The organism is Nocardiopsis sp. M1B1, from assembly GCF_052466615.1.
In genome coordinates this window covers 5,240,538-5,261,306 of record NZ_CP196194.1, presented here as the reverse complement: position 1 = coordinate 5,261,306, position 20,769 = coordinate 5,240,538, and the positions used below count along the sequence as shown (strand labels likewise).

The window sequence follows — 20,769 nt, the reverse complement described above, 5'->3', positions numbered from 1 at the left end:
ACGCCGCACCGGCACTCCGCCGCCGCACCGGCACTCCGCCGCCGCACCGGCACTCCGCCGCCGGTCGGCGTGGCGCCGTCGCTCGGCCCGGTGTCCCCTGTCAGCGCAGTGCCGCCGCGAACCGCTCCATCCGGTCGCCGAAGCCCTCCGCGTCGCCGAACCACACCGCCACCGCGTCCGCCCCGGCGGCGGTCAGCTCCCGGAACAGCCCGACGGCTCGTTCGAACTCCTCCTCGCCCCCGGACCAGGCGATCCGCGTTCCCGCGCGCACCGGCCGCGAGGTCAGTTCCCGCAGCCGGTTCCGGGCCTCCACGAACCCCGTCGTGTCCAGTTCCACGCCCTGCCACACGTCGGCCCACTCAGCGGCCCGCCGCAGCGCCCGCTCGGACGTGCCGCCCACCATCACGGGTACGCGCCGTGCCGGACGGGGGGCGAACACCCCGCGCTCGTAGGAGTGGAAACGCCCCTCGAACGGCCCCTCACCCTCGAACAGGTGCCGCAGCAGCCGCAGTGTCTCGTCGGTCCGGGCGCCGCGCGTGGCGAAGTCCGACCCCACGGCCTCGAACTCCTCGCGCGACCAGCCGGTCCCCACGCCCAGGACGAAGCGCCCCTCGGACAGGGCGTCCAGGGTCGCCACCTGCTTCGCCAGGACGAACGGGTCGCGCATCGGCGCCACCAGCACCGACGTGCCCAGCCGGATCCGCCGGGTCCGGGCCGCCAGGTGGGCCAGGGTCACCAGCGGCTCGTACACGCCGCCGAAGGTGCGGCCGTACGGCGCGGGCGGCAGCAGGTGGTCGGGCAGCCACACCGCGTCCACACCCAACTCCTCGGCGCGAACGCCCAGGTCGACGAGGGTTCCCGGGGACATCCGCGCGGACTCGTCGGGCAGGACCACCTGGAGGGCGGTTCCCGTGATCGGTTCGGTCAACTCGCTCATGGGGCGACGGTAGACCGTGCCACCGGTGCGAGGGTCAAGGACGGGCCGGACGTCCCCGTACCGTCCTCGTCGGGAAGCCGGGAAGCCGGGAAGCCGGGAAGCCGGGAAGCCGGGAAGCCGGGAAGCCGGGAAGCTTACCGGGGCGAGGGCAGGGACACCTCGACCAGCACCGCCCTGTGGTCGGTGCCGGTCACCTCCACCACCTCCAGGCCGTCGACGCCCATCCGGGGGTGCACCAGCACGTGGTCGATGGCCAGCCCCGGCACCGCCCGCCCCACCGGCCACGTGGGCTCCAGCCCCTCGCCCAGGACCGCGGCTGAGCTGAGGTACCCCGCGTCCAGGACCTCGCGCAGCGCCGCGTGGTCGAGCGTCGCGTTGAAGTCCCCGGCCAGGACCCGCATCGTGTCCGGGTCGCCCGCCTCGGCCAGGCCCTCCAGCTCCCCGCGCCAGGAGTCGGTGTACGCGGGGGACAGCGGCGGCGGGACGTGCACCGACGTCACCTCCAGCACGTCGTCCTCCCCGTCCCCGTCGCCGTCCTCTGGCAGCCGCACGACGGCGGTCGGCATCGCGAACGTGTCCCGGCCCGCCTCCCCGCCGCCGGCGTCGGTGAGTGGGAAGGCCGAGTGGACGGTGCTCCCGTGCACGCCCCGGGGGTCGGAGCGGTCGACCGCGTGCGGCAGCAGGTCGTCCAGCCCGGCGGCGGACAGTTCGCGCACCAGGTCGGGGGTGACCTCCTGGAGGGTGAGCACGTCCACCTCCCGGTCGCGCACCAGCGACACCACCCGGTTCACGTCGGCGCCGCCGCCGAGCATGTTCAGGGTCATGATCCGCACGACCGGACCACCCGCCGAGGTCACGCCGAACGGCACCGCGCGGGGCACGACCACGGCGGCCAGCGCCAACGTCACCGCGGTCAGGACCGCCATGGACCTCCAGCGCCGCAGCAGTCCGGCCACCACCGCCGCCAGCGGAGCGGTGGCCAGCGCGTAGGGCGTGAAGGCCAGCGCGGGCACCAGGGGCCAGCCCCGTTCCAAGCCCAGGACCCGCAGTAGGGCGAACACCGCGAGCCCCGCGGCGGCCAGCGCGACCAGGACGGTCACCGCGGGGGAGCGGCCCGGGGGCCCGGAGCCCCCGTCGTCCGCCGCTTCCGTGCCGCTGTCCGGTGCCTGTACGCGTTCCATCGCCGTCCTCCCCGGAGCGGACGCCGTCGCCCGCCCTTCACGGGGTTAGGACTACACCACCGCGGCGCGGGTTCGGGGCGGTCGCGGCACCCGAGCCCGATGGCACTGAACCCCGGGCGGCATCCGCTCCCGGCGGCGCCGAGCCCCTGGCGGCGCCGAATCCCTGGTGGCTCCAAGCCCGATGGCTCCGAACCCCCGGGCGGCCCCCTCAGCAGGCGCGGGCGGCCGACACCAGGCGCCGGTGCACCTCCTCCAGGCACGGGTTGTCCGCCACCCCCGGGCGCCGTACCAGGTACAGCGTGGTGACCGGCGGCTCCTCCGGGGCCAGGAGCGCCACCAGGCGGCCCTCGGCCAGCGCCTCCCGGCACAGGTGGCGCGGCAGCACCGTCACCCCCGCCCCCGCCGTGACGGCCGACACCACCCCGCGCAGGTCGGGCACGGTGACCGCGGGCGCACACGTCAGCCGCACCCCGAACACCTGCCGCCAGTAGCGGCGCAGGACCGACAGCTCGTCGTCGTGGGCCACCAGCGGGACCGCGCACAGCGCGGAGGCGCCCTGGCGCAGGAGCCGGTCGCGGCCGATCCGGTCCGCCCACACCGGCGACGCCACCAGCACGAACTCCTCGTCGGCGAGGGGTTCGGCGACCAGGGTCCGCCCGCGCGGCCGCACCGCGGACACCACCAGGTCGTGCCGGTCCCGGCGCAGTCCCTCCAGCAGGTCCTCGGCCGGACCGGTGCGCGCGCGCAGCCGCAGGCCGCCCTCCACCAGGGGCGCGAGCGCGGGCAGCACCAGCGCGTGCAGCGCCTCGGCGGGACCCGCCACGCGCAGCGGCGCGGGCGACGCGGTCGTGCCGCCCCCGCCGAGCCCGGCCACCACCTCCAGCGCGTCCAGGGGTTCTGCCACGCGCGCGGCCAGGTCGTTGGCCTCGGCGGTCGGAGCCACGCCTCGGGGCAGCCGCTCGAAGAGGGGGTGTCCGAGCCGCCGCTCCAGGGAACGGATCTGGGTGGTGACCGTGGGCTGCGACAGCCGCAGCAGCTGCGCGGCGGCGGTGAAGGACCCCGATCGGTGTACCGCCAGGAAGGTCCTCAACTGCTGCAGATCGAGCGGCCCGCCGGGCCGCGGGTCGGCCGCCGTGCCCGAACCATTGACATTCCTATAGCTCACCTCGCCGATTTTATTGGTCGGTGAATGGATGGTCGGACTAGTGTCGGTTCGGTCCGCGGGTCACCGCGCCAACACCCAGCGAAGTCACGGAGGTCACGTCATGTCCGTCACCAGCAGGGAGGTCCACCTGGTGGCCCGTCCCGTCGGCGAGCCCGAGCCCACCGACTTCTCCCTCGTGGAGACCACCGTCGCCGACCCCGGACCCGGACAGGTCCTGGTGCGCAACGACTGGATGTCCGTGGACCCGTACATGCGCGGCCGCATGAACGACGCCAAGTCCTACGTCCCCCCGTTCCGGCTCGGTGAGCCGATGGACGGCGGCGCGGTGGGCGTGGTCACCGCCTCCGGCAGCGACGACGTCCCCGTGGGCACCACCGTCCTGCACGGGGCCGGATGGCGCGAGTACGCGCTGCTGCCCGCGGAGTCCGTGCGCGCGGTGGACGCCTCCCTGGCGCCCGCCGAGGCCTACCTCGGCGTACTGGGCATGGTCGGCCTCACCGCCTACGCGGGCCTGACCGAGATCGCCCCGGTGCGCGAGGGCGACGTGGTGTTCGTCTCCGGCGCCGCGGGAGCGGTCGGGTCCGCCGCCGGCCAGATCGCCCGCCAGTTGGGCGCGTCCCGGGTGGTCGGTTCCGCGGGCGGTCCGGAGAAGAAGCGCCGCCTCCTGGAGGACTTCGGCTTCGACGTCGCCATCGACTACCGCGAGGGCCGCCTGGAGGAGCAGCTCGCCGAGGCCGCGCCCGAGGGGATCGACGTCTATTTCGACAACGTCGGCGGCGACCACCTCAGGGCCGCCATCGCCGCGATGCGCAACCACGGCCGGATCGCCCTGTGCGGCGCGATCTCGCAGTACAACGCCACCAAGCCCGAGCCCGGTCCCGACAACCTCTTCCTGGCCGTCGGCAAGCGCCTCACCCTGCGCGGGTTCATCGCCGGCGACCACGGCCACCTGATGAAGGAGTACGCCGAGCGCGCCTCCGAGTGGATCGTCGACGGCAGGCTGCGCACCGAGCAGACCGTCGTCGACGGCATCGACAACGCCGTGCGGGCCTTCCTCGGCATGATGCGGGGCGCCAACACGGGCAAGATGCTGGTCCACCTCACACCCTGAACCGCTTGCCTGGAGTGCACTCCAGGTGGCCACCATGGGGGAGCACCCCACGAGCAACAACGAGTCCGCCACGACGGAAGGGCGCTCATGCAGCACGTCACGCTGAACAACGGCCTCACCATGCCCCAACTCGGGTTCGGCGTCTGGCAGGTTCCCGACGACGAGGCCCATGCCGCGGTCGCGACCGCCCTGGAGACCGGGTACCGCAGCATCGACACCGCCAGGATCTACGACAACGAGCGGGGCACGGGCCGGGCCCTGGCCGAGTCGGGCATCGCCCGCGAGGAGCTGTTCGTCACCACCAAGCTGTGGAACGACGAGCAGGGCTACGACAGCACCCTCAAGGCCTTCGACGCCAGCCTGGACCGCCTCGGCCTGGACTACGTGGACCTGTACCTGATCCACTGGCCCTGCCCCCGGCAGGACGCCTACGTCGAGAGCTGGAAGGCGATGGAGCGCATCCACGCCGAGGGCCGCGCCAGGGCCGTCGGCGTGTCCAACTTCACCGAGCAGACCCTGGACCGCCTGGTCGCGGAGACCGACGTCGTCCCCGTGCTCAACCAGATCGAGCTGCACCCCTACTTCTCGCAGGAGGCCATGCGGGCCGTCAACGCCCGCCACGGCCTCCTCACCGAGGCCTGGAGCCCGCTGGGCCAGGGCAAGGGGCTGCTGGAGGACCCGGAGCTGACCGCCCTGGGCGAGAAGCACGGCAGGTCCGCGGCGCAGGTCGTGCTGCGCTGGCACCTCCAGCTCGGCAACGTCGTGATCCCCAAGTCGGTGACCCCGTCCCGTATCCGCGAGAACTTCGACGTGTTCGGCTTCGAGCTGTCCGCCGAGGACATGGACCGGATCTCGGCCCTCGACCGGGGCGGCCGGATCGGCTCGGACCCCGCCACGGTCGGCTGATCGGCGTGTTCCCGGGCCGGCGTCCGGTCCGGGAACACCCCCGCGGGGACGGGGGAGCGTGGCCGGACACGGCCGAGAAGGGGCGGACGAAAGCCCTCAGAGCAGGGCGAACAGCTCAACAGGGGACACCCAGTGCCGGGTGCGGATCTCTTTCGCGTGTCTGTTGGGACACTCCGAGCGTCCCCGAGTGGCGTGGTGCCGAACGGAGGCGTACAGTCCTCTCTTGGCGCGCCGACAAGCAAGGACGGCGGCCAGTCTCCTCTTAGGCGAAGCAGATCATGACCGTCGTCCCGCACCGCACCGCGCGCGTGTACCGCTCCGACAACGCCGAGCGCTCCGTGCACGCCTGGTGCCACAAAGCCCTGAGCCAGTGGCCCGAACTCGGACCCCTCCCGCCCGTGGAGACCCGTCTGGGCAGCACGCAGGCCTTCCGCTCCGCGGGCGGCCCCGGCACCCCGGTGCTGGTGCTCTCGGGCACCAACTTCAACGCGGCCGCCACGGTGCCCGCGGCCCGCGCGCTGTCCGCGGACCGGCCGGTGCTGCTGGTCGACCTGCCCGGGCAGCCGGGCCTGAGCTGCAACCAGAGGGTCGGCGGCGCCAGGATCGAGACCTACGGCGCGTGGCTCGACGAGCTCCTGCCCCAGATCACCGACGGACCCGTCCTCGTGCTGGGGCACTCGCGCGGCGCCGCCATCGCGCTCGCCTCCACGCCGTCCCCGCTGGTCGCCGGGATCCTGCTGCTCAACCCGGCCGGACTGACCGCGGCCGGGGTCAGCTCCGAGTCCATGCGCGCCACCCTGCCGTGGATGATCCACCCCAACGAGCAGACCAGCGGACGCCTGGTGGAGTTCCTCAGCGGCCCCTCCACCGAATGCGACAAGCACCGGGCCGAGGCCGAGTGGCTGACCCTGGTGGCCCGGTACTGCCGCGCGGGGTCCACCCCCAGCCCGCTGCCGGCGGAGCACTTCCGCGCCTGGGCCCAGACCCCGGTCGCCGTCGCGACCGGGTCGCACGACCCGTTCTTCTCGCCCGCGCGCCTGCACGGCCCGGCCCGCCGGTTCCTGGACGCCGACGTCCACACCATCGAGGGCGCGGGGCACCTGTCGCTGTACGAGCAGCCGGAGCGCGTGCGCGAGCTGCTGGGCGAACTCGACGCCTGATCGCCTCCGAGCGGGGGCGGAGCCCGTCGGAGAGGCCGCCCTCCCCGCCCCGGCGCCCCGGCCCCTCCGCGCGGGGGCGGAGGGCGCCGCCACGCGCGGTTCGCGCGCGTCGCCCGGCCCGTTCCGGCCCGCTCCGGGCCGCCCTTCTCCGGGCTGGGCCCCCGGTCTCCTCCGCGGCTCCCGTGTGCGGTGACGGTGTGGTACGTATGCGCGCGAAAGGGTGCGTAGCGTACTCAACCCTGCGAGAACATGCCTAATGTGGCTTTTGGCATATTTAAACAGCGAGTTTTCGGTGTGTTGCTAATGGTGGCGGGTAAGGACGTTCCCGACTCTCCGCAAAAGGAAGGATAAACAGGGAACCCGCCCGTAAGGACGTATCCTTGCCCGAGGTCGGTGCGGGCTGGCGGGCTCTTGTCCCTCGACGAACGTCCCTGAATCACCAGAAAGCAATCGGCATGTTCGAAAAGCTGGCGCAAAAGCTGGGGCTCGAGACGAACCCGGCGATCTTCTTCGTGTCCGCCGCGTTGACCATCGTTTTCGTGGTGTCCGCGATCTTCTTCACCGACACGGTGGACGCCGTCTTCGGAGCCACATCCGGCTGGATCCTCACCAACCTGGGGTGGCTCTACATCCTCGGCGTGACCACCTTCCTCATCTTCCTGGTCTGGATCGCGTTCAGCAGGTTCGGGCGCGTACGGCTGGGTCCGCCGGAGAGCACGCCCGACTACAGCAACCCCATCTGGTTCGCCATGCTGTTCGCCGCCGGCATCGGCAGCATCCTGATGTTCTGGGGCGTGGCCGAACCCATCAGCCACTACGCCGAACCCCCGCGCTCCGGCGTCGACCCGCAGACCATCGAGGCGGCCGAGGAGGCGATGGGCTTCACGCTCTACCACTTCGGCCTGCACACCTGGACGATCTTCTGCCTGCCAGGGCTCGCCTTCGCCTACTTCGTGTACCGCAAGGGTCTGCCCTTCCGGGTCAGCTCGGTCTTCCAGCCCTTCCTCGGCGACCGGATCAACGGCCCCATCGGGCGGACCATCGACATCATCGCGGTCCTGGGCACGCTGTTCGGCGTCGCCGTCACCATCGGCCTGGGCACCCTCCAGATGAACAGCGGCCTCAACACCCTGTTCGGCCTGGAGGAGAGCCGCGTCAGCCAGCTCATCCTCATCGCGATCGTCACCACCGTCGCCGTGATCTCCGTGGCCACCGGCCTCGACGTCGGCATCAAGTGGCTGTCCACGATCAACATCTACATGGCCGTGGGGCTGCTGGTCTTCGTCTTCCTCGCCGGCTCGACGCTCTACCTCGCCAAGGGGATCATCGAGACCACCGGCGTCTACCTGGAGATGCTGATCCCGCTCTCGTTCTGGAACGACACCTTCGCCAACACCGGCTGGCAGGGCTCCTGGACCGTCTTCTACTGGGCGTGGACCATCACCTGGTCGCCCTTCGTCGGCATCTTCATCGCGCGCATCTCCAAGGGCCGGACCATCCGGGAGTTCATCCTCGGCGTGCTGGCCGCGCCCACCGCGTTCAGCGTCGTGTGGTTCAGCGTGTTCGGCCTGTCGGCCTTCGACATCGAGCGCAACCAGGGCGGCGGCCTGGTGGACGAGGTGGTCACGCAGGAGGACATCCCCGGTTCCCTGTTCGCCTTCCTGGACCACTTCCCGCTGACCACGTTCGTGTCGGTGGTGGCCATCCTCATCGTCATCATCTTCTTCACCACGTCCTCGGACTCGGCCTCCCTGGTGGTGGACATGCTCTGCTCCGGCAAGAGCGACAACCCCACCCGGCAGCGGGTGTTCTGGGGGATCACCGAGGGCGTCGTCGCCGCGACCGTGCTCACCGCCTCCGGCGTGGGCGGCTTGGACGCCCTGCAACAGACGATCATCGTGTTCGGGCTGCCCTTCTTCGTGATCGGCTTCTTCATGATGGTGGGGCTGGTGCGCTCGCTGCACGCCGAGTTCGCGGAGGGCTCGGGCCTCCAGCGCGAACGCAAGGCTCCGCTGGCCACCAGGGCGCGCAGAATCCAGCGGCGGCACCGGCGCCTGGGCGAGGCCGGGTCCCGCGCCGGCGAGCGCAACGGGGACCACGGCCACGGCAACGGTGACGGCGCTCCCCGGTAGGGGGAGGGCGCAGCGCCGTCACGGGCCCCGGCCGCTCCGGCCGGGGCCCTCACACGGGCCAGAAGAAGGAGTTGACCCCGGCGCACAGCCGCAGCCGTTCGGGGTCGACGTCCTCCCGCCCGTAGGCGTCCAGGAACCGTTCGACGTCCCGCGGCCCGAACTGCGGGTTCATCGGACTGAGCAGGCTGCCAGCCATGTCGGCCAGGTCCGCGTGGGGGTCCCCCAGCCCGGCCCGCCCCAGGTCCACCAGGGCCCAGCCGTCCGCCCGGCCCTCCCCGGCGGGCGGGGGATCTCCCTGCCGCGCGGGGCCTTGGCCCCCTCCCGCGGACCGGCGCGTGTGCGCGGCACCGCCGCGCACGGAGCCGGTGTCGAGCAGCACGTTCGGCAGGCAGTAGTCGCCGTGGACCAGCGCGGTCCGCCCGGGGCCCAGGGTGCGCGCCAGCGCGGTCAGCTCCGAGAGCACCTCGGCGGCGGGCGGCCCCTCCCTGCCCGCGGCGGTCCAGGAACGCTCCACCAGCCCGGAGGCGACCCGCTCCCGCGCCCGTTCGAGCTGGGCGGGCAGCGTCATGTCGAAGGGGCACTCCGCGGCCGGAACGCGGTGCAGCGCGCGGGCGGCCCGGGCGAGCAGGACGACCACCCGCGACCGCTCCCCGGCGGGCCAGGGCTCGTGGGCGGCGCGTCCGTCCAGGTGACTCATGGTCAGCCAGCGCAGCCCCGCCCAGGAGCCCGAGTCCAGCACGCGCGGCACCGGCAGCCCCCGCCCGGCCAGCCAGCGCAGGCGCCGCTCCTGGCCCAGGAGTTCGGCCACCAGGTCGGGGCGGTCGGCGTCCACCGACTTGAGCACCGCGAAGGGACGGTCCCGGACGTCGAACAGCCGGGCCACACGGGCTCCGGAAAGCCCCACGTCGAGTTCCTCGGCACGGGCGGCGTCCACGGACGCGGGGATGCGCATGCCCCGCACCCTAGCCCCGGCGCCCGCCGGATTCCCAGCCGTTCACGGCACGGGCGGCACCACCGGGCACGCCCTGCCCGGGTGCCCGCCCGGTCCCCAGCGGTCGGCGGAGCTCCGGGCCGCCGCGTGCGCTAACCGCCGGAGGAGGCGGAGGAACCCTCCTCCGGGGCGGCGGGGGAGGGGGCGCGCGGGTCCAGGCCGAGGACGGGCAGGATCACCTCGTCCACGATCCGCTCCACGTACTCCCCGTCGGGCGGCCCCTGGTGGTCCATGGCGTACTTGATGAGCATGGCCTCACCGATGTCGTCGGTGACGGAGGTGACGCGGGAGGGGTCGACCCTGCCGTGTGCGGCGTAGTGTTCGAGGACGGTGCGGGTGAAGCGCCCCCCGCGGGAGTCGAAGACCTCCCGCACGAAGCGGTTGTAGAGCTCGGGGTGGTGCCTGGCCTCGGCGACCACGGAGAACATCGCCTGTCCCAGGGACCGGCTCATGGTGTCGCGCAGCAGCATGAGGGCCCTGACGAGGTCCCCGCGCAGGTCGTCGGCGCCCGGCGTGGGGACCTCCTGCGGGTAGGTGTGGTACATCGCGTCCAGCAGGATGTCCCCCGGCGTGGGCCAGCGCCGGTACAGCGAGGTCTTGGCCGTGCCCGCCCGGCGGGCGACCCCCTCCATGGACAGGCGGGCGACGCCGACGTCGGCGGCCTCCAGGATGACCGCCTCGTGGATGGCGTCCAGCAGTTCCCGCCCGCGTCTGCGCGTAGCCCGGGGCGCCTCCTCCCGTGCCTCGGGCGCCGTCTCCCGCGCCCCGTCGCCAGCCCGCGGCCGCTCCCCGTCAACCATGCTCTTCCCAACTAAGCTACGATGCCGTATCTTAGAAGAGGGATTGGATACGCCTCCGTATCCAATGCTATCCCCTTCCGCGTGAACGGAGTTCAGTATGTCCCTTCCCCCCTCTCCGCCGCCCTCGACCGGGGGTGTGGCACTCGACCGGCGCTCCCTGGCGCCCGACCTGGCACGCGGGGTGATGCTGCTGGTCATCGCCGTCGTGCACGCGCACATCGTCTGGGTGATGGCCACCGCGGGGCAGGGCTCCGCCACGGGCAGCCTCCTCGACACCGCCTCCACCGCCCTGCTGATGCTGTTCGCCGAGGCGCGCGGGTACCCCATGTTCGCGGCGCTGTTCGGCTACGGGCTCGCCTGGATCCACCTGCGCCGCACCGCCGAGGGGCGACCGGAGCCGTGGGTGCGTTCACTGGTGCGCCGCCGCGGCCGGTGGATGGTGCTGATCGGGCTCCTGCACACGCTCCTGCTCTTCTTCGGCGACATCGTCTCGGTCTACGGGCTCATCGCCCTGATGTTCGCGGGGCTGCTGCACGCCGGTGACCGGCGCCTGCTCGCCCACGCCCTCACCTGGGCCTCCCTGGGCTCGCTGTTCTACGCGGTCATGAACAGCCTCCCGCTCTCCGACCCCGAGGCGGGCGGGGTCCTCACCCAGGACCCGCTGGCCGACATGGTCACACGCCTGTTCACCTGGCCGGTCATGACCCCGATGCTCGTGGCGAGTTCGGTGTTCCCCTTCCTCGTCGGGGTCTGGGCGGCCCGCCGCCGCCTCATGGAACAGCCCGAGCTCCACCTCGGGCTGCTGCGCCGCGTCGCCCTTGTCGGCATCCCGGTGGCCGTGGTCGGCGGACTGCCGCAGGCCCTGGTGGCCACCGAGCTGTGGGCGCCCGAGTTCGTGCTCAAGGCCGGTGCGGGCTGGCTGCACGTTCTGACCGGCTACGCGGGCGGCTTCGGCTACGCCGCGCTCATCGCGCTGGTCGCGGTCTGCCTCGGTGACCGCAGAGGACCCGTCGTGCGGGCCCTGGTCGCCACCGGCCAGCGCTCCATGACCTGTTACCTGTTGCAGTCCGTGGGCTGGATGGTGCTGTTCGCGCCCTACGCCCTGGACCTGGCGCCACAGCTGTCCGGAACCGCCGCCGTCCTGGTCGGCGTCGCCGTCTGGTTGGCCACCGTGGTCCTGGCCGACCTCATGCGCCGCGCGGGGATCCGGGGCCCGGCCGAACGCCTCCTGCGCCGGGGAACTTACAGAACCGTACGGGCGGAGCAGCCGGAGGCCGAACCGGCGCGGAGATGACCGCGCACCCGGGGACGCTCGGCGAGGCCGCCGTCCGCGCTGGTCACCGGCTCGGCACAAACCGCATGGCGGACGGCACACGCCATCCGCGATGATGGCCACCATGTCCACCTCCGCACATGACGACGCGACCTTCCTGTCCGCCACCGCCGACCGGCTCGCCGCCCTTCCGGCCGTCGAGGCGGTCACCCTCGGTGGTTCCCGGGCCCAGGGCACCCACCGCCCCGACAGCGACTGGGACCTGGCGGTCTACTACCGCGGGGACTTCGACCCGCAGACGCTGCGGGACCTCGGCTGGGAGGGGGAGGTGTCGGAGATCGGCGGCTGGGGAGGCGGTGTCTTCAACGGCGGCGCCTGGCTGCGAATCGACGGCCGGGCGGTGGACGTGCACTACCGCGACCTGGCCATGGTCGAGCACCAGCTCGCCGAAGCGCGGCAGGGACGCTTCCAGGTGGAACCGCTCATGTTCCACCTGGCGGGTATCCCCACCTACCTGCTCGTCGCCGAACTCGCCATCGGCCGGGTCGTCGTCGGGGACCTGCCCCGGCCCGACTACCCCGAGGCGCTGCGCAGGAGCGCGCCGCCCGTCTGGCGGGGCAGGGCCGCGGCCACCCTGTCCTACGCCCAGCACAACCACGCCCCCTACGGCAGGGTCGCCCAGACCGCGGGCCTTCTCGCCCAGGCCGCCTCGCAGGCCGCGCACGCGGTCCTGGCCGAGCGCGGGATCTGGGTCACCAACGACAAGGCACTGCTGTCCATGGCGGATCTGGAGGAGATCGACTTCGTGGTCGCCGGAATGACCGCCGACCCCCAGGACCTGGGTTCGGCGGTCGCCGAGGCCGGACGGATCCTCGCCACGGTCTGAGTCCTCCCGCCGCGGGCCGGTCCCGGGTTCCAGAACATCTGCGCCCCGGCCCCTGGTACCCGGGCGCCGGGGCGTGGGCCGGGCTGGGACCGACCGCGGGTTCCAGACCCGGGCCGGACGCGTACACCGCCGCGCCGTGGCCCGGACCCCGGACCACGGCGCGGTGCTGACCGGCGAAAGCCGGTTCCGGCGCCCCTACCAGGTCATGTTGACGACCCCGCTGAGCGTGGCGTACCCCGCCCGTTGGAAGGCCCGCGCCATCGGGACGTTGCCCAGGTCGGTGGCGGCGCGGATACGGTCCACGCCCTCCCGGGCCAGGACGCGGGTGCCCTCGGCGAGGACCTCGTCGATGTACCCGTTGCCGCGGTGCTCGGGCAGCACCGCGATGTAGCCGATGATCGGGTGGTAGTCGTTGCGCGCGGGCAGGACGAAGCCGACCGGTTCGCCGTCCGGAAGCGTCGCGATCCGCCACCAGGAGCGCGGCGTCGTGTACCGGGCGAACTCCCCGTTCCAGTTGTCGGCGGCCACCCGCTTCGCCGTGGTGCGTGCGAGGTCGGCGCGGTCGTGAGCGTCCAGAGTGCCTTCCAGGGCCCGGACCATCAGGGCGAGGATCTCCTCCTCGTCCCGGACCGCCCGGAACCGGAGGCGGTCGCCCGGTCCCGGCGCCGGGATACCGGGGGTCCACTCGAAGCGCAGCCGCTCCACCAGGAGCGATCCGCCGGTGCGTTCGACGGCGGCCACGCGTTCCCGCACGGCGCGGCGCTCGTCGGCGCCCTCGCGCCAGTCGGCGGGGACGATGCGCAGGTACTCGGGAGGGGTTCGGCCCTCGGGCAGGGCCTCCGCCGAGGCGGTACGCAGCAGGTGTTCGAGGACCCCTGTGCGGTCGACGTCCCCGGCGGTGTCGTCCACGTCCAGGACGTCCAGCAGCAGGGGAGAGGCGTCACCGCTCCGGCACCACCAGGAGAGGCGGGCCAGGAGGCGGTCGCCGTCCAGGGCGACCCACATCCACGAGGGGCGACGGCGCCCCTGGGCGAGGTCGTCGGCGAACTCGAAGTTCTGGGGATAGGGGATCCGGTTGAAGAGGTCGAGCTCCCCGGGTCCGGTGATCGTACGAATGGTCAGGTCATGCACGGTCAAGGCGACACCTTCGGTGCGTGCGCCCGGCCGCTCCGGGGCCTCAGCCGTCGAGGCCGCCCCGGGAGGGCGCGAGCGCGGTGGTTGCGGTGAACACGGCTCCGCCTCCTTTCGTCGTCGGGGCCCCGGTTCCGCTGTGGTCGGGGCCGCGACCGTTATAGCCGGGTCCCGACCGGCGGGCAAGCCTTTTTCGGTCGCGGGCCGACCGGCGCCGCCCCTCGTGGCCGCTCGCCGGTCGGCGAGCCGGGTCCCTCAACCGCGTCCCGACCGGCTGTCCGCACCGGGATCACCGGCCTCCCCGGCTTCCTCGGGCTCCACGGTCTCGTCGGGCTCCCGCACCTCCCCGGTGCTCTGCTCGGCGCCGCCGTCCGGAGCCGTGCGCCGGGACCGCTGCCAGGAACGGGTCACCGCCAGCGTCAGCACACCCGCCAGTAGACCCCAGAAGGCCGACCCCACACCGAACAGGGTGAACCCCGACGCCGTCGCCAGGAAGGTCACCACTGCGGCCTCCCGTGAGCGCTCGTCCCCCAGCGCCGACGCCAGCGAACCCCCGATCGTTCCGAGCAGGCCCAGACCGGCGATCCCCAGGATCAGCGGCGGCGGCAGCGCGGCCAGCAGCGACGCCACCGTCGCGCCGAAGACACCCACGCACAGGTAGAAGACCCCCGCCCACACCCCGGCCAGGTAGCGGCGCTCGCGGTCGGGGTGCGCCTGCGGTCCCGTGCAGATCGCCGCGGTGATCGCGGCCAGGTTCATCCCGAAGCACCCGAACGGCGCCAGTACCAGGTTGGTCGCCCCGGTCCACCCGATCACCGGCGAGATCGGCACCCGGTAGCCGTCGCCCCGCAGCACCGCGACCCCCGGCAGGTTCTGCGAGGCCATGGTCACCACGAACAGCGGCAGCCCCACGCTCACCAGCACCTGCCAGGAGAACTCGGGCGCCACGAACACCGGCCGGGCCAACGACGGGGTCACCCCGCTCAGGTCCAGGGTCCCGCGCAGCGCCGCGGCGACACCGCCCGCGACCAGGGACACGATGACCGCGTAGCGCGGCAGCCACCGGCGGCTCAACAGGTACGCCGCGAACATGGCGAACACGACCGCGAAGTCGTCCTCCATGCTCGTGAACAGCCCCATGCCGAACTGGAGCAGTACCCCGGCCAGCAGCCCCGCCGCGAGCGGCACCGGCACGCGGTCCATGACCCTCTCGAACCACCCGGTGACACCGCTCAGGGTGATCAGCGCGGCCGAGAACAGGAACGCCCCCACCGCCTGCGCCATCGTCACCCCGTCCAGACCCACCGCCAGCAGCGCGGCACCGGGCGTGGACCAGGCGGTCACGATCGGGGCCCGGTGGCGCAGTGACAGTCCCACACAGGTCACCGCCATGCCCACACCCAGGGCCAGCATCCACGAGGCGGTCTGTCCGGAGGAGGCGCCGGCGGCCTCGGCCGCGGTGAACACGATCGCCGCCGAACTGGTCACCCCGACCAGCACGGCGACCAGACCGGCCGCGACGGCGGGCGCGGGGGCCACGAGGCCGACAAGACGGGCGAGGGTTCTCATGGTCCACCATCCTCGCGCGCCGCCGGGGCCGCTCCGTCGGCCGGGGGAGGGAAAACCGCTGGACCCGGCCGCGGCGTCCGGGGGAGGATGCCGCCATGGGACGCGATTTCGACGCACTCGTCGCCGAGGCCGACGCGGAGCCGACACACGGCTGGGACTTCTCCTGGCTGGAGGGCCGGGCCACGGAACAGCGACCCTCCTGGGGCTACCAGCGCACCATGGCCGGGTACATGGCCCGCGCGAGCGCCGCGCTCGACATCCAGACCGGCGGCGGCGAGGTGCTGGCGGGGATCCCCGAACGCCCGCCCCTGACCGCGGCTACGGAGTCCTGGCCGCCCAACATCGCCGAGGCCACCCGGCTGCTCCACCCGCTGGGGGTCGTGGTCGTCGCCGACGAGGACGAGCCGCCGCTGCCCTTCGCGGACGGTGCCTTCGACCTGGTGGTCTCCCGCCATCCGGTGACCGTGTGGTGGGAGGAGATCGCCCGGGTCCTGGCTCCGGGCGGAACCTACCTGTCCCAGCAGGTGGGCCCGGCGAGCGTCTTCGAGGTGGTGGAGTTCTTCCTGGGGCCGCAGCCCGAGGAGACGCGCGCCTCCCGCCACCCGGACCAGGCGCGCGAGGGGGCGCGGGCGGCCGGGCTGGAGGTGACCGACCTGCGCATGGAGCGGCTGCGCACGGAGTTCTTCGACGTCGGCGCGGTCGTGTACTTCCTGCGCAAGGTGGTCTGGATGGTGCCCGGGTTCACCGTGGGGGCCTACCGGGACCGGCTCCGGGACATGCACGAGCACATCGAGCGCGAGGGGTCGTTCAGAGCCACCACGACCCGCTTCCTCATCGAGGCCCGCAAGCCCCGCTGACCCGTCCGGGCCGCGGGGCGCGGGCGCCCGCCGCGGCGGTCAGGACCGGGCCGAGACCCGCTGGACGACCTCGAAGCCCCAGATCTCGCTGTTGGTCGCGGCCGGGCCGCCGTGCCCGTGGCCGTGCCCGGCCGGTGCGCCCTCCTTCTGGGCGTCCGCGGCGGCCTGGGCGTGCCCCTGGCGGAAGGCCTGGCCGTTCACCCAGTTCTGGAAGTCCTCCTCGGACCGCCACCGGGTGTAGACCAGGTACTTGTCGGTGCCCTCGACCGGGCGCAGCAGCTGGAACTCCTCGAACCCGGGCTGGTCCTCCACGAGCCCGGCGCGCTTGGCGAAACGCTCCTCCAGGGTCGCCCCGGCGCCCTCGGGGACGGTCAGGACGTTGAACTTGACGACGCTGCTCACGCGGCACCTCTCTCGGTTGGCTGCGGTTCTCCCGCCCAACCTAGGACAACCTCCGCCGACGCCCGCGCCGCCCCGCCCCGAACACGCCCCTCCACCGGCCGACCGGCGCCCCCTCGCCCCCGCGTTCCCGACCGCCCACCCCGCGCCTCCGACCGTACGTCCGGTGCTCCCGACCGCCCGCGGGGCCGCACGCCGTGACCGCCCCGCGGACGAGTGCAGGACAGCGGATGACCTCCACCCCTCCTAAGGTCGCGTCCATGACCGTGTTCGACCGCCGCGCCCTCAACCGGGCGACCCTGTCCCGCCAACTGCTCCTCGGCCGGACCACAGACCACACCGCCGCAGAAGTCGTCCACCACCTCGTCGGACTCCAGGCGCAGGACCCCGAACCGCCCTACGTGGGTCTGTGGTCCCGTGTCCGGGACTTCCGGATCGAGGACCTCACCGGGCTCCTGCACAGCCGCGACGTCGTGCGCGCCACCCTCCTGCGGGGCACCCAGCACCTGGTCACCGCCGCCGACTACCTGTGGCTGCGCCCGGCCCTGCACCCCATGCTGGCCCGTTGGCAGAAGGGCGCCTTCGGCCGGGACCTGCCCGGTGTCGACCCCGCCGAGCTGGCCGCCGTGGCACGCGCGCTCCTCGCCGACGGCGGACTCTCCCGCCCCGACCTGGGCCGGGCCCTGGCCGAGCGCTGGCCCGGGCGCTCCCCCGTCGCCCTGGCCCGTTCGGCCCAGGGGCTCCTGCCCGTCCTGCACCCGCCGCCCGACGGCACGTGGGGACGGCGCGGCGCCACGCCCTTCACCCTCGCCGAGGAGTGGCTCGGCGCGCCGCTGGCCGCCGAACCCTCCCCGGACACCCTCGTGCTGCGCTACCTCGCCGCGTTCGGCCCGGCCACCGCCAAGGACGTCCAGGCCTGGAGCGGGATGACCCGCATGCGCGCGGTCGTGGAGGGCCTGCGGCCGCGGCTGCGGGTCCTGCGCGACCCGGACGGCCGCGAGCTGTTCGACCTGCCCGACGCGCCCCGCCCCGACCCCGACACGCCCGCGCCGGTCCGCTTCCTGGCGCTGCTCGACAACGTGCTCGTCTCCTACGACGACCGCTCCCGCGTCGTCGCCGACCACCAGCGCCCCCACATCGTGGTCGAGCCGCCGCTGACCGTGGACGGGTTCGTGCGCGGGCTGTGGCGGATCGAGCGGACCCGGCGCGGTGGCCCCGCCGTACTGGACGTGCGGCTGTTCGCCCCGCTCACCCCGGCCGAGGAGGAGGCGGTCACCGAGGAGGGCGTACGGCTGCTGCGCTTCGCGGCGGCCGACTCCGAGGGCCACGACATCCGCCTGCGCCCCCTGGAACCGTGAACCGGCCCGGCCCCGGGGCCTCGGCCGCCCGGCGCCGCCGGGGACCCGCCCGCCCCTCCGGCGGGCGGGCACCGGGCCTCAGCCGAACACGACCCGGCCGGTCTCGTCCACGCGCCAGCCGGGGTTGTGCGCGATCTCCCACACCACGCCGTTGGGGTCCTGCACGTGGGCGTGGAAGATGCCGCCGAACTCACCCCGCTGCGGGGTCTTGAGCACCCGCGCGCCGGCCCGTGCCATGGCCTCCACGGTCCACTCGACCTCCTCGGGGCCGTCGACGTTGTGCGACAGCGTCAGCCCCGACACCCCGGTCGTGCCGGGCGTGCGCCCCAGATCGCGGTCGAACTTCTCCGCGTCGAACAGGCCCAGGACCTGCCCCGGCGCGACCTGGAAGAAGACGATCTCCCCGGGGACGTCCATGAGCGGTTCCCAGCCGAGCCCGTCCCGGTAGAACGCGCGGGCGGCGTCCAGGTCGGCCGTGGCCAGAGTGATGAAGTGGACTTGTTGTTTCACGGCGGCTCCGTCGCTGTACCCCGCCCCGGAAGGGCCCGGGGCGGGCGGTGTCCTGTGGTCGGGACAACCTATCCGGGACCGGGGACACGCCATGCGAAACCCCTCGGGCGCGGCGGGTCCGCGCGCCCGGGTCCCAAGGGAGCCGGGGAGTCCAGGACATTCGGGCCCCGGGGTCGCCCGGGCACGCCCGCGGCTACAGCCCGTGCCTGCGGGCGACCATGCGCAGGACGAGTGAGCGCGGGAACAGCCGCCGCAGCGCGAAGACCACCGGGGCGTTGCTGCCCACCGCGTAGAACGGCCGGGGCGGGTCCGCCTCGACGGCGCGCACGACCGTCCGGGCCACCGCCCCCGGCGTGGTCCCCGACGCCTCGTTGGCGTTGAGCGCCCTGAGCATGGTGCGGTACTCGGCCGCGAACGGCGACCCCTCCCGCAGGTACTGGGTCCGCCGTTCGCTGATGCCGGTGTTGATCGACCCCGGCTCTACCGTGGCCACCCCCACCCCGTACGGGGACACCTCGCGGCGCAGCGCGTTCGCGAACCCCTTGAGCGCCGCCTTGGAGGCCACGTAGGAGGACCGGTAGGCCAGCGGGAAGCTCGCCAGCATCGAACCCACCATCACCACGCGCCCGTACCCCCGGGCGCGCATCCCCGGCAGCAACAGCTGGGTGAGCCGCACCGCGCCGAACACGTTGATCCGGAACAACCGCTCCACCGCCTCCGGCGGCAGCTCCTCGAATGGCCCGCTCTGGCTCTCCCCGGCATTGTTGACCAGCACGTCCACGTCGCCCGCGGCGGCCGCGCACGCCTCGACCGACGCCCCGTCCGCCAGGTCCAGCGCCAGGTACTCCACGCCCGGGACCGGCTCGGCCACCGCCCCGGGGTCGCGGCTGGTCCCGTACACGCGGTAGCCGCGGCGGACCAGCTCGGCGGCGACGGCGGCGCCGATCCCCGACGACGCGCCCGTGACGAGCGCGGTCCGCGGGACGGTGGGACTGTTCATGGCGGTCCTTCCGGAGGGAGGGGCGGGGAGGCCGCGCTCGCGCCGCGCGTGGAAGCGATGATCGCACGCCCGTGCGCGCCGGGCGCACCCCGGCCCGGTGCCCCGGCCGCCCGTGGACCGCCCGGTTCAGTCCCAGCGGTGCGGGTCGAACAGGTCCACGGCCAGATCCGTGCGCCCGTGCTGGGCGAGGTCGGCCAGCGCCTCCCCGACCGCGGAGGCGAACTTGTAGCCGTGCCCCGAGAAGCCCCCCGCCAGCACCAGCCCGGGCAGTTCGCGGCGCTGCCCGATGACGAAGTGCTCGTCCGGCGTCATCGTGTACATGCACGACGCCATCCGCTCCGGGAGCGGGGCCACACCGCTCAGTCCGGCGGCCAGCCGTCCGAGCCGCCGCGCGTCGGCGGCGTCGGGCTCCCGCGGCCCCGCGTCGGGGTCGACCGGCTCGCCCCACTGGGCGCCCTCGCCCCTGTTCCCCGGGGCCTCGGCGTGCACGCCGATCTTGACGGTCCGCCCGCCGTCCATGCTGGGGAACCCGTACCACGTGCAGTCGTCCTCGTCCCGGGCGAACACCGGGCCGTGCGCGTGCGGGGACGGGTCCCGCGTGGTGCGGAACCAGCCCAGCACCCGCCGCTCCACCCGCAGGCCGCCGCCCAGCTCCGCCACCTCGGGCACCAGCCGCGGCAGCCAGGACCCGGCGGTGACGACCACCCGGCGGGCCCGGATCACGGTGTCCCCGACCACCACGCGGGGGCGGTCCGGGTCGGGGACGACGCGGGTCGCCCGGGTGCCGGTGAGCACCCGCGCGCCCGCCCCCCGCGCGAGCCGCACGGCCGCCGTGATCGCGGCCTCGGGCAGGACCACACCGGCGTCCTCCTCGAAGACGCCCACCTCACCCGGGCGCAGCACGTGCTGGGGGAAGCGCTCGGCGACCTGGTCGCGGGAGAGCACCTGGTGGGGGAGGCCGTGGTGTTCGGCGGCGGCGACCGACCCGGTGACGGCGGGGCTGTCCGGCGCGCCGAGCATGAGGGCGCCGGTGCGCACCACGAGCCGGGTCCCGGAGGCCTCCTCCAGCTCCGACCACGCGCGCCAGGCCGACCGCACGAACGGCACGTAGGCGGCGCCCTCCATGTAGGCGGTGCGGATGATGCGGGACTCGCCGTGGCTGGAGCCCCGGGCGTGCCCGGGCGTGAACTGCTCGACCCCGATCACGTCCACACCGCGCCGGGCCAGGCGCCACAGGGCCTGCGCCCCCATGGCTCCCAGTCCGACCACGACGGTGTCGGTCTCCAGCGGTGCCGCCACGCGTTTCCCCCCAGGTCCGGTGTCCGGGGCCGCGCCGCCCGGAGCTTCGTCCCATGATCCCAGGGCCCGCACATGGCGGACGCCCGCCCACCCCCAGGGGTGGA

General features: G+C 73.7%; 19 protein-coding genes. 8 read left to right on the top strand and 11 right to left on the bottom strand.

The genetic code is table 11. The features are described from left to right. Nucleotides 1-100: 100 nt before the first annotated feature. The 3 genes from ACSTA4_RS22770 to ACSTA4_RS22760 all read right to left on the bottom strand — a co-directional run bounded on the left by ACSTA4_RS22770 (nucleotide 101) and on the right by ACSTA4_RS22760 (nucleotide 3,283). Nucleotides 101-937: a TIGR03619 family F420-dependent LLM class oxidoreductase gene (locus ACSTA4_RS22770; protein ID WP_444960949.1), complete on the bottom strand. Its 837-nt coding sequence runs from the start codon at nucleotides 935-937 to the stop codon at nucleotides 101-103. Between the two features lie 134 nt (nucleotides 938-1,071). Next, entirely contained in the window at nucleotides 1,072-2,118 is a 1,047-nt protein-coding gene (locus ACSTA4_RS22765; RefSeq protein ID WP_444960948.1) for an endonuclease/exonuclease/phosphatase family protein, read from the bottom strand. Between the two features lie 208 nt (nucleotides 2,119-2,326). Beyond that, complete coding sequence (locus ACSTA4_RS22760; RefSeq protein ID WP_444960947.1) at nucleotides 2,327-3,283, bottom strand: LysR family transcriptional regulator; 957 nt, start codon at nucleotides 3,281-3,283, stop codon at nucleotides 2,327-2,329. A gap of 100 nt (nucleotides 3,284-3,383) precedes the next feature. Between ACSTA4_RS22760 and ACSTA4_RS22755 the strand changes: the two genes are divergently transcribed. The 4 genes from ACSTA4_RS22755 (at nucleotide 3,384) to ACSTA4_RS22740 (ending at nucleotide 8,592) form a co-directional block, all read left to right on the top strand. Beyond that, nucleotides 3,384-4,394 carry an NADP-dependent oxidoreductase gene (locus ACSTA4_RS22755; RefSeq protein WP_444960946.1) on the top strand — a complete coding sequence of 337 codons (1,011 nt, stop codon included), beginning with the start codon at nucleotides 3,384-3,386 and terminating at the stop codon, nucleotides 4,392-4,394. 87 nt (nucleotides 4,395-4,481) lie between these two features. Continuing rightward, on the top strand, nucleotides 4,482-5,300 hold the full coding sequence (locus ACSTA4_RS22750; protein ID WP_444960945.1) for an aldo/keto reductase: 819 nt from the start codon (nucleotides 4,482-4,484) through the stop codon (nucleotides 5,298-5,300). 278 nt (nucleotides 5,301-5,578) lie between these two features. Next, a complete protein-coding gene (locus tag ACSTA4_RS22745) occupies nucleotides 5,579-6,460 on the top strand; it encodes an alpha/beta fold hydrolase (RefSeq protein ID WP_248771706.1) in 882 nt (293 codons plus the stop codon). A 455-nt stretch (nucleotides 6,461-6,915) separates the two neighbouring features. Continuing rightward, entirely contained in the window at nucleotides 6,916-8,592 is a 1,677-nt protein-coding gene (locus ACSTA4_RS22740; RefSeq protein ID WP_444960944.1) for a BCCT family transporter, read from the top strand. 49 nt (nucleotides 8,593-8,641) lie between these two features. Here ACSTA4_RS22740 and ACSTA4_RS22735 read toward each other — a convergent pair whose 3' ends face one another. Next, the gene (locus ACSTA4_RS22735) at nucleotides 8,642-9,544 is read right to left on the bottom strand and encodes an aminoglycoside 3'-phosphotransferase (RefSeq protein ID WP_444960943.1); all 903 of its coding nucleotides are present in this window, start codon (nucleotides 9,542-9,544) and stop codon (nucleotides 8,642-8,644) included. 131 nt (nucleotides 9,545-9,675) lie between these two features. Then, the gene (locus ACSTA4_RS22730) at nucleotides 9,676-10,383 is read right to left on the bottom strand and encodes a TetR/AcrR family transcriptional regulator (protein WP_444960942.1); all 708 of its coding nucleotides are present in this window, start codon (nucleotides 10,381-10,383) and stop codon (nucleotides 9,676-9,678) included. Between the two features lie 97 nt (nucleotides 10,384-10,480). On the opposite strand from ACSTA4_RS22730, the gene ACSTA4_RS22725 reads away from it, so the two are divergent. Next, on the top strand, nucleotides 10,481-11,677 hold the full coding sequence (locus tag ACSTA4_RS22725; RefSeq protein ID WP_444960941.1) for a DUF418 domain-containing protein: 1,197 nt from the start codon (nucleotides 10,481-10,483) through the stop codon (nucleotides 11,675-11,677). A gap of 91 nt (nucleotides 11,678-11,768) precedes the next feature. After that, a complete protein-coding gene (locus ACSTA4_RS22720) occupies nucleotides 11,769-12,542 on the top strand; it encodes a nucleotidyltransferase domain-containing protein (RefSeq protein WP_444960940.1) in 774 nt (257 codons plus the stop codon). A 195-nt stretch (nucleotides 12,543-12,737) separates the two neighbouring features. On the opposite strand, the gene ACSTA4_RS22715 is transcribed toward ACSTA4_RS22720, so the two are convergent. Beyond that, the gene (locus ACSTA4_RS22715) at nucleotides 12,738-13,679 is read right to left on the bottom strand and encodes a GNAT family N-acetyltransferase (protein ID WP_444960939.1); all 942 of its coding nucleotides are present in this window, start codon (nucleotides 13,677-13,679) and stop codon (nucleotides 12,738-12,740) included. 249 nt (nucleotides 13,680-13,928) lie between these two features. Then, nucleotides 13,929-15,242, bottom strand: coding sequence for a benzoate/H(+) symporter BenE family transporter (locus tag ACSTA4_RS22710; protein WP_444960938.1), 1,314 nt, complete (start codon nucleotides 15,240-15,242; stop codon nucleotides 13,929-13,931). A gap of 95 nt (nucleotides 15,243-15,337) precedes the next feature. Between ACSTA4_RS22710 and ACSTA4_RS22705 the strand changes: the two genes are divergently transcribed. Next, complete coding sequence (locus ACSTA4_RS22705; RefSeq protein WP_248771699.1) at nucleotides 15,338-16,099, top strand: class I SAM-dependent methyltransferase; 762 nt, start codon at nucleotides 15,338-15,340, stop codon at nucleotides 16,097-16,099. A gap of 39 nt (nucleotides 16,100-16,138) precedes the next feature. Here ACSTA4_RS22705 and ACSTA4_RS22700 read toward each other — a convergent pair whose 3' ends face one another. Continuing rightward, entirely contained in the window at nucleotides 16,139-16,501 is a 363-nt protein-coding gene (locus ACSTA4_RS22700) for an antibiotic biosynthesis monooxygenase family protein (RefSeq protein WP_444960937.1), read from the bottom strand. 257 nt (nucleotides 16,502-16,758) lie between these two features. Between ACSTA4_RS22700 and ACSTA4_RS22695 the strand changes: the two genes are divergently transcribed. Beyond that, nucleotides 16,759-17,856, top strand: coding sequence for a winged helix DNA-binding domain-containing protein (locus tag ACSTA4_RS22695; protein ID WP_444960936.1), 1,098 nt, complete (start codon nucleotides 16,759-16,761; stop codon nucleotides 17,854-17,856). A 78-nt stretch (nucleotides 17,857-17,934) separates the two neighbouring features. On the opposite strand, the gene ACSTA4_RS22690 is transcribed toward ACSTA4_RS22695, so the two are convergent. From ACSTA4_RS22690 to solA, 3 genes are all read right to left on the bottom strand, one after another. After that, complete coding sequence (locus ACSTA4_RS22690) at nucleotides 17,935-18,366, bottom strand: VOC family protein (RefSeq protein ID WP_444960935.1); 432 nt, start codon at nucleotides 18,364-18,366, stop codon at nucleotides 17,935-17,937. 193 nt (nucleotides 18,367-18,559) lie between these two features. Beyond that, complete coding sequence (locus tag ACSTA4_RS22685; RefSeq protein ID WP_248771695.1) at nucleotides 18,560-19,366, bottom strand: SDR family oxidoreductase; 807 nt, start codon at nucleotides 19,364-19,366, stop codon at nucleotides 18,560-18,562. 126 nt (nucleotides 19,367-19,492) lie between these two features. Then, nucleotides 19,493-20,665 carry an N-methyl-L-tryptophan oxidase gene (gene solA / locus ACSTA4_RS22680; protein ID WP_444960934.1) on the bottom strand — a complete coding sequence of 391 codons (1,173 nt, stop codon included), beginning with the start codon at nucleotides 20,663-20,665 and terminating at the stop codon, nucleotides 19,493-19,495. Nucleotides 20,666-20,769 lie beyond the last annotated feature (104 nt).

Coding starts and splice junctions, on each gene's coding strand:
- ACSTA4_RS22725 (WP_444960941.1), top strand. CDS start 10,481: ATGTCCCTTCCCCCCTCTCCGCCGCCCTCGACCGGGGGTGTGGCACTC.
- ACSTA4_RS22710 (WP_444960938.1), bottom strand. CDS start 15,242: ATGAGAACCCTCGCCCGTCTTGTCGGCCTCGTGGCCCCCGCGCCCGCC.
- ACSTA4_RS22770 (WP_444960949.1), bottom strand. CDS start 937: ATGAGCGAGTTGACCGAACCGATCACGGGAACCGCCCTCCAGGTGGTC.
- ACSTA4_RS22685 (WP_248771695.1), bottom strand. CDS start 19,366: ATGAACAGTCCCACCGTCCCGCGGACCGCGCTCGTCACGGGCGCGTCG.
- ACSTA4_RS22695 (WP_444960936.1), top strand. CDS start 16,759: ATGACCGTGTTCGACCGCCGCGCCCTCAACCGGGCGACCCTGTCCCGC.
- ACSTA4_RS22750 (WP_444960945.1), top strand. CDS start 4,482: ATGCAGCACGTCACGCTGAACAACGGCCTCACCATGCCCCAACTCGGG.
- ACSTA4_RS22745 (WP_248771706.1), top strand. CDS start 5,579: ATGACCGTCGTCCCGCACCGCACCGCGCGCGTGTACCGCTCCGACAAC.
- ACSTA4_RS22720 (WP_444960940.1), top strand. CDS start 11,769: ATGATGGCCACCATGTCCACCTCCGCACATGACGACGCGACCTTCCTG.
- ACSTA4_RS22735 (WP_444960943.1), bottom strand. CDS start 9,544: ATGCGCATCCCCGCGTCCGTGGACGCCGCCCGTGCCGAGGAACTCGAC.
- ACSTA4_RS22705 (WP_248771699.1), top strand. CDS start 15,338: ATGGGACGCGATTTCGACGCACTCGTCGCCGAGGCCGACGCGGAGCCG.
- ACSTA4_RS22730 (WP_444960942.1), bottom strand. CDS start 10,383: ATGGTTGACGGGGAGCGGCCGCGGGCTGGCGACGGGGCGCGGGAGACG.
- ACSTA4_RS22755 (WP_444960946.1), top strand. CDS start 3,384: ATGTCCGTCACCAGCAGGGAGGTCCACCTGGTGGCCCGTCCCGTCGGC.
- ACSTA4_RS22740 (WP_444960944.1), top strand. CDS start 6,916: ATGTTCGAAAAGCTGGCGCAAAAGCTGGGGCTCGAGACGAACCCGGCG.
- ACSTA4_RS22765 (WP_444960948.1), bottom strand. CDS start 2,118: ATGGAACGCGTACAGGCACCGGACAGCGGCACGGAAGCGGCGGACGAC.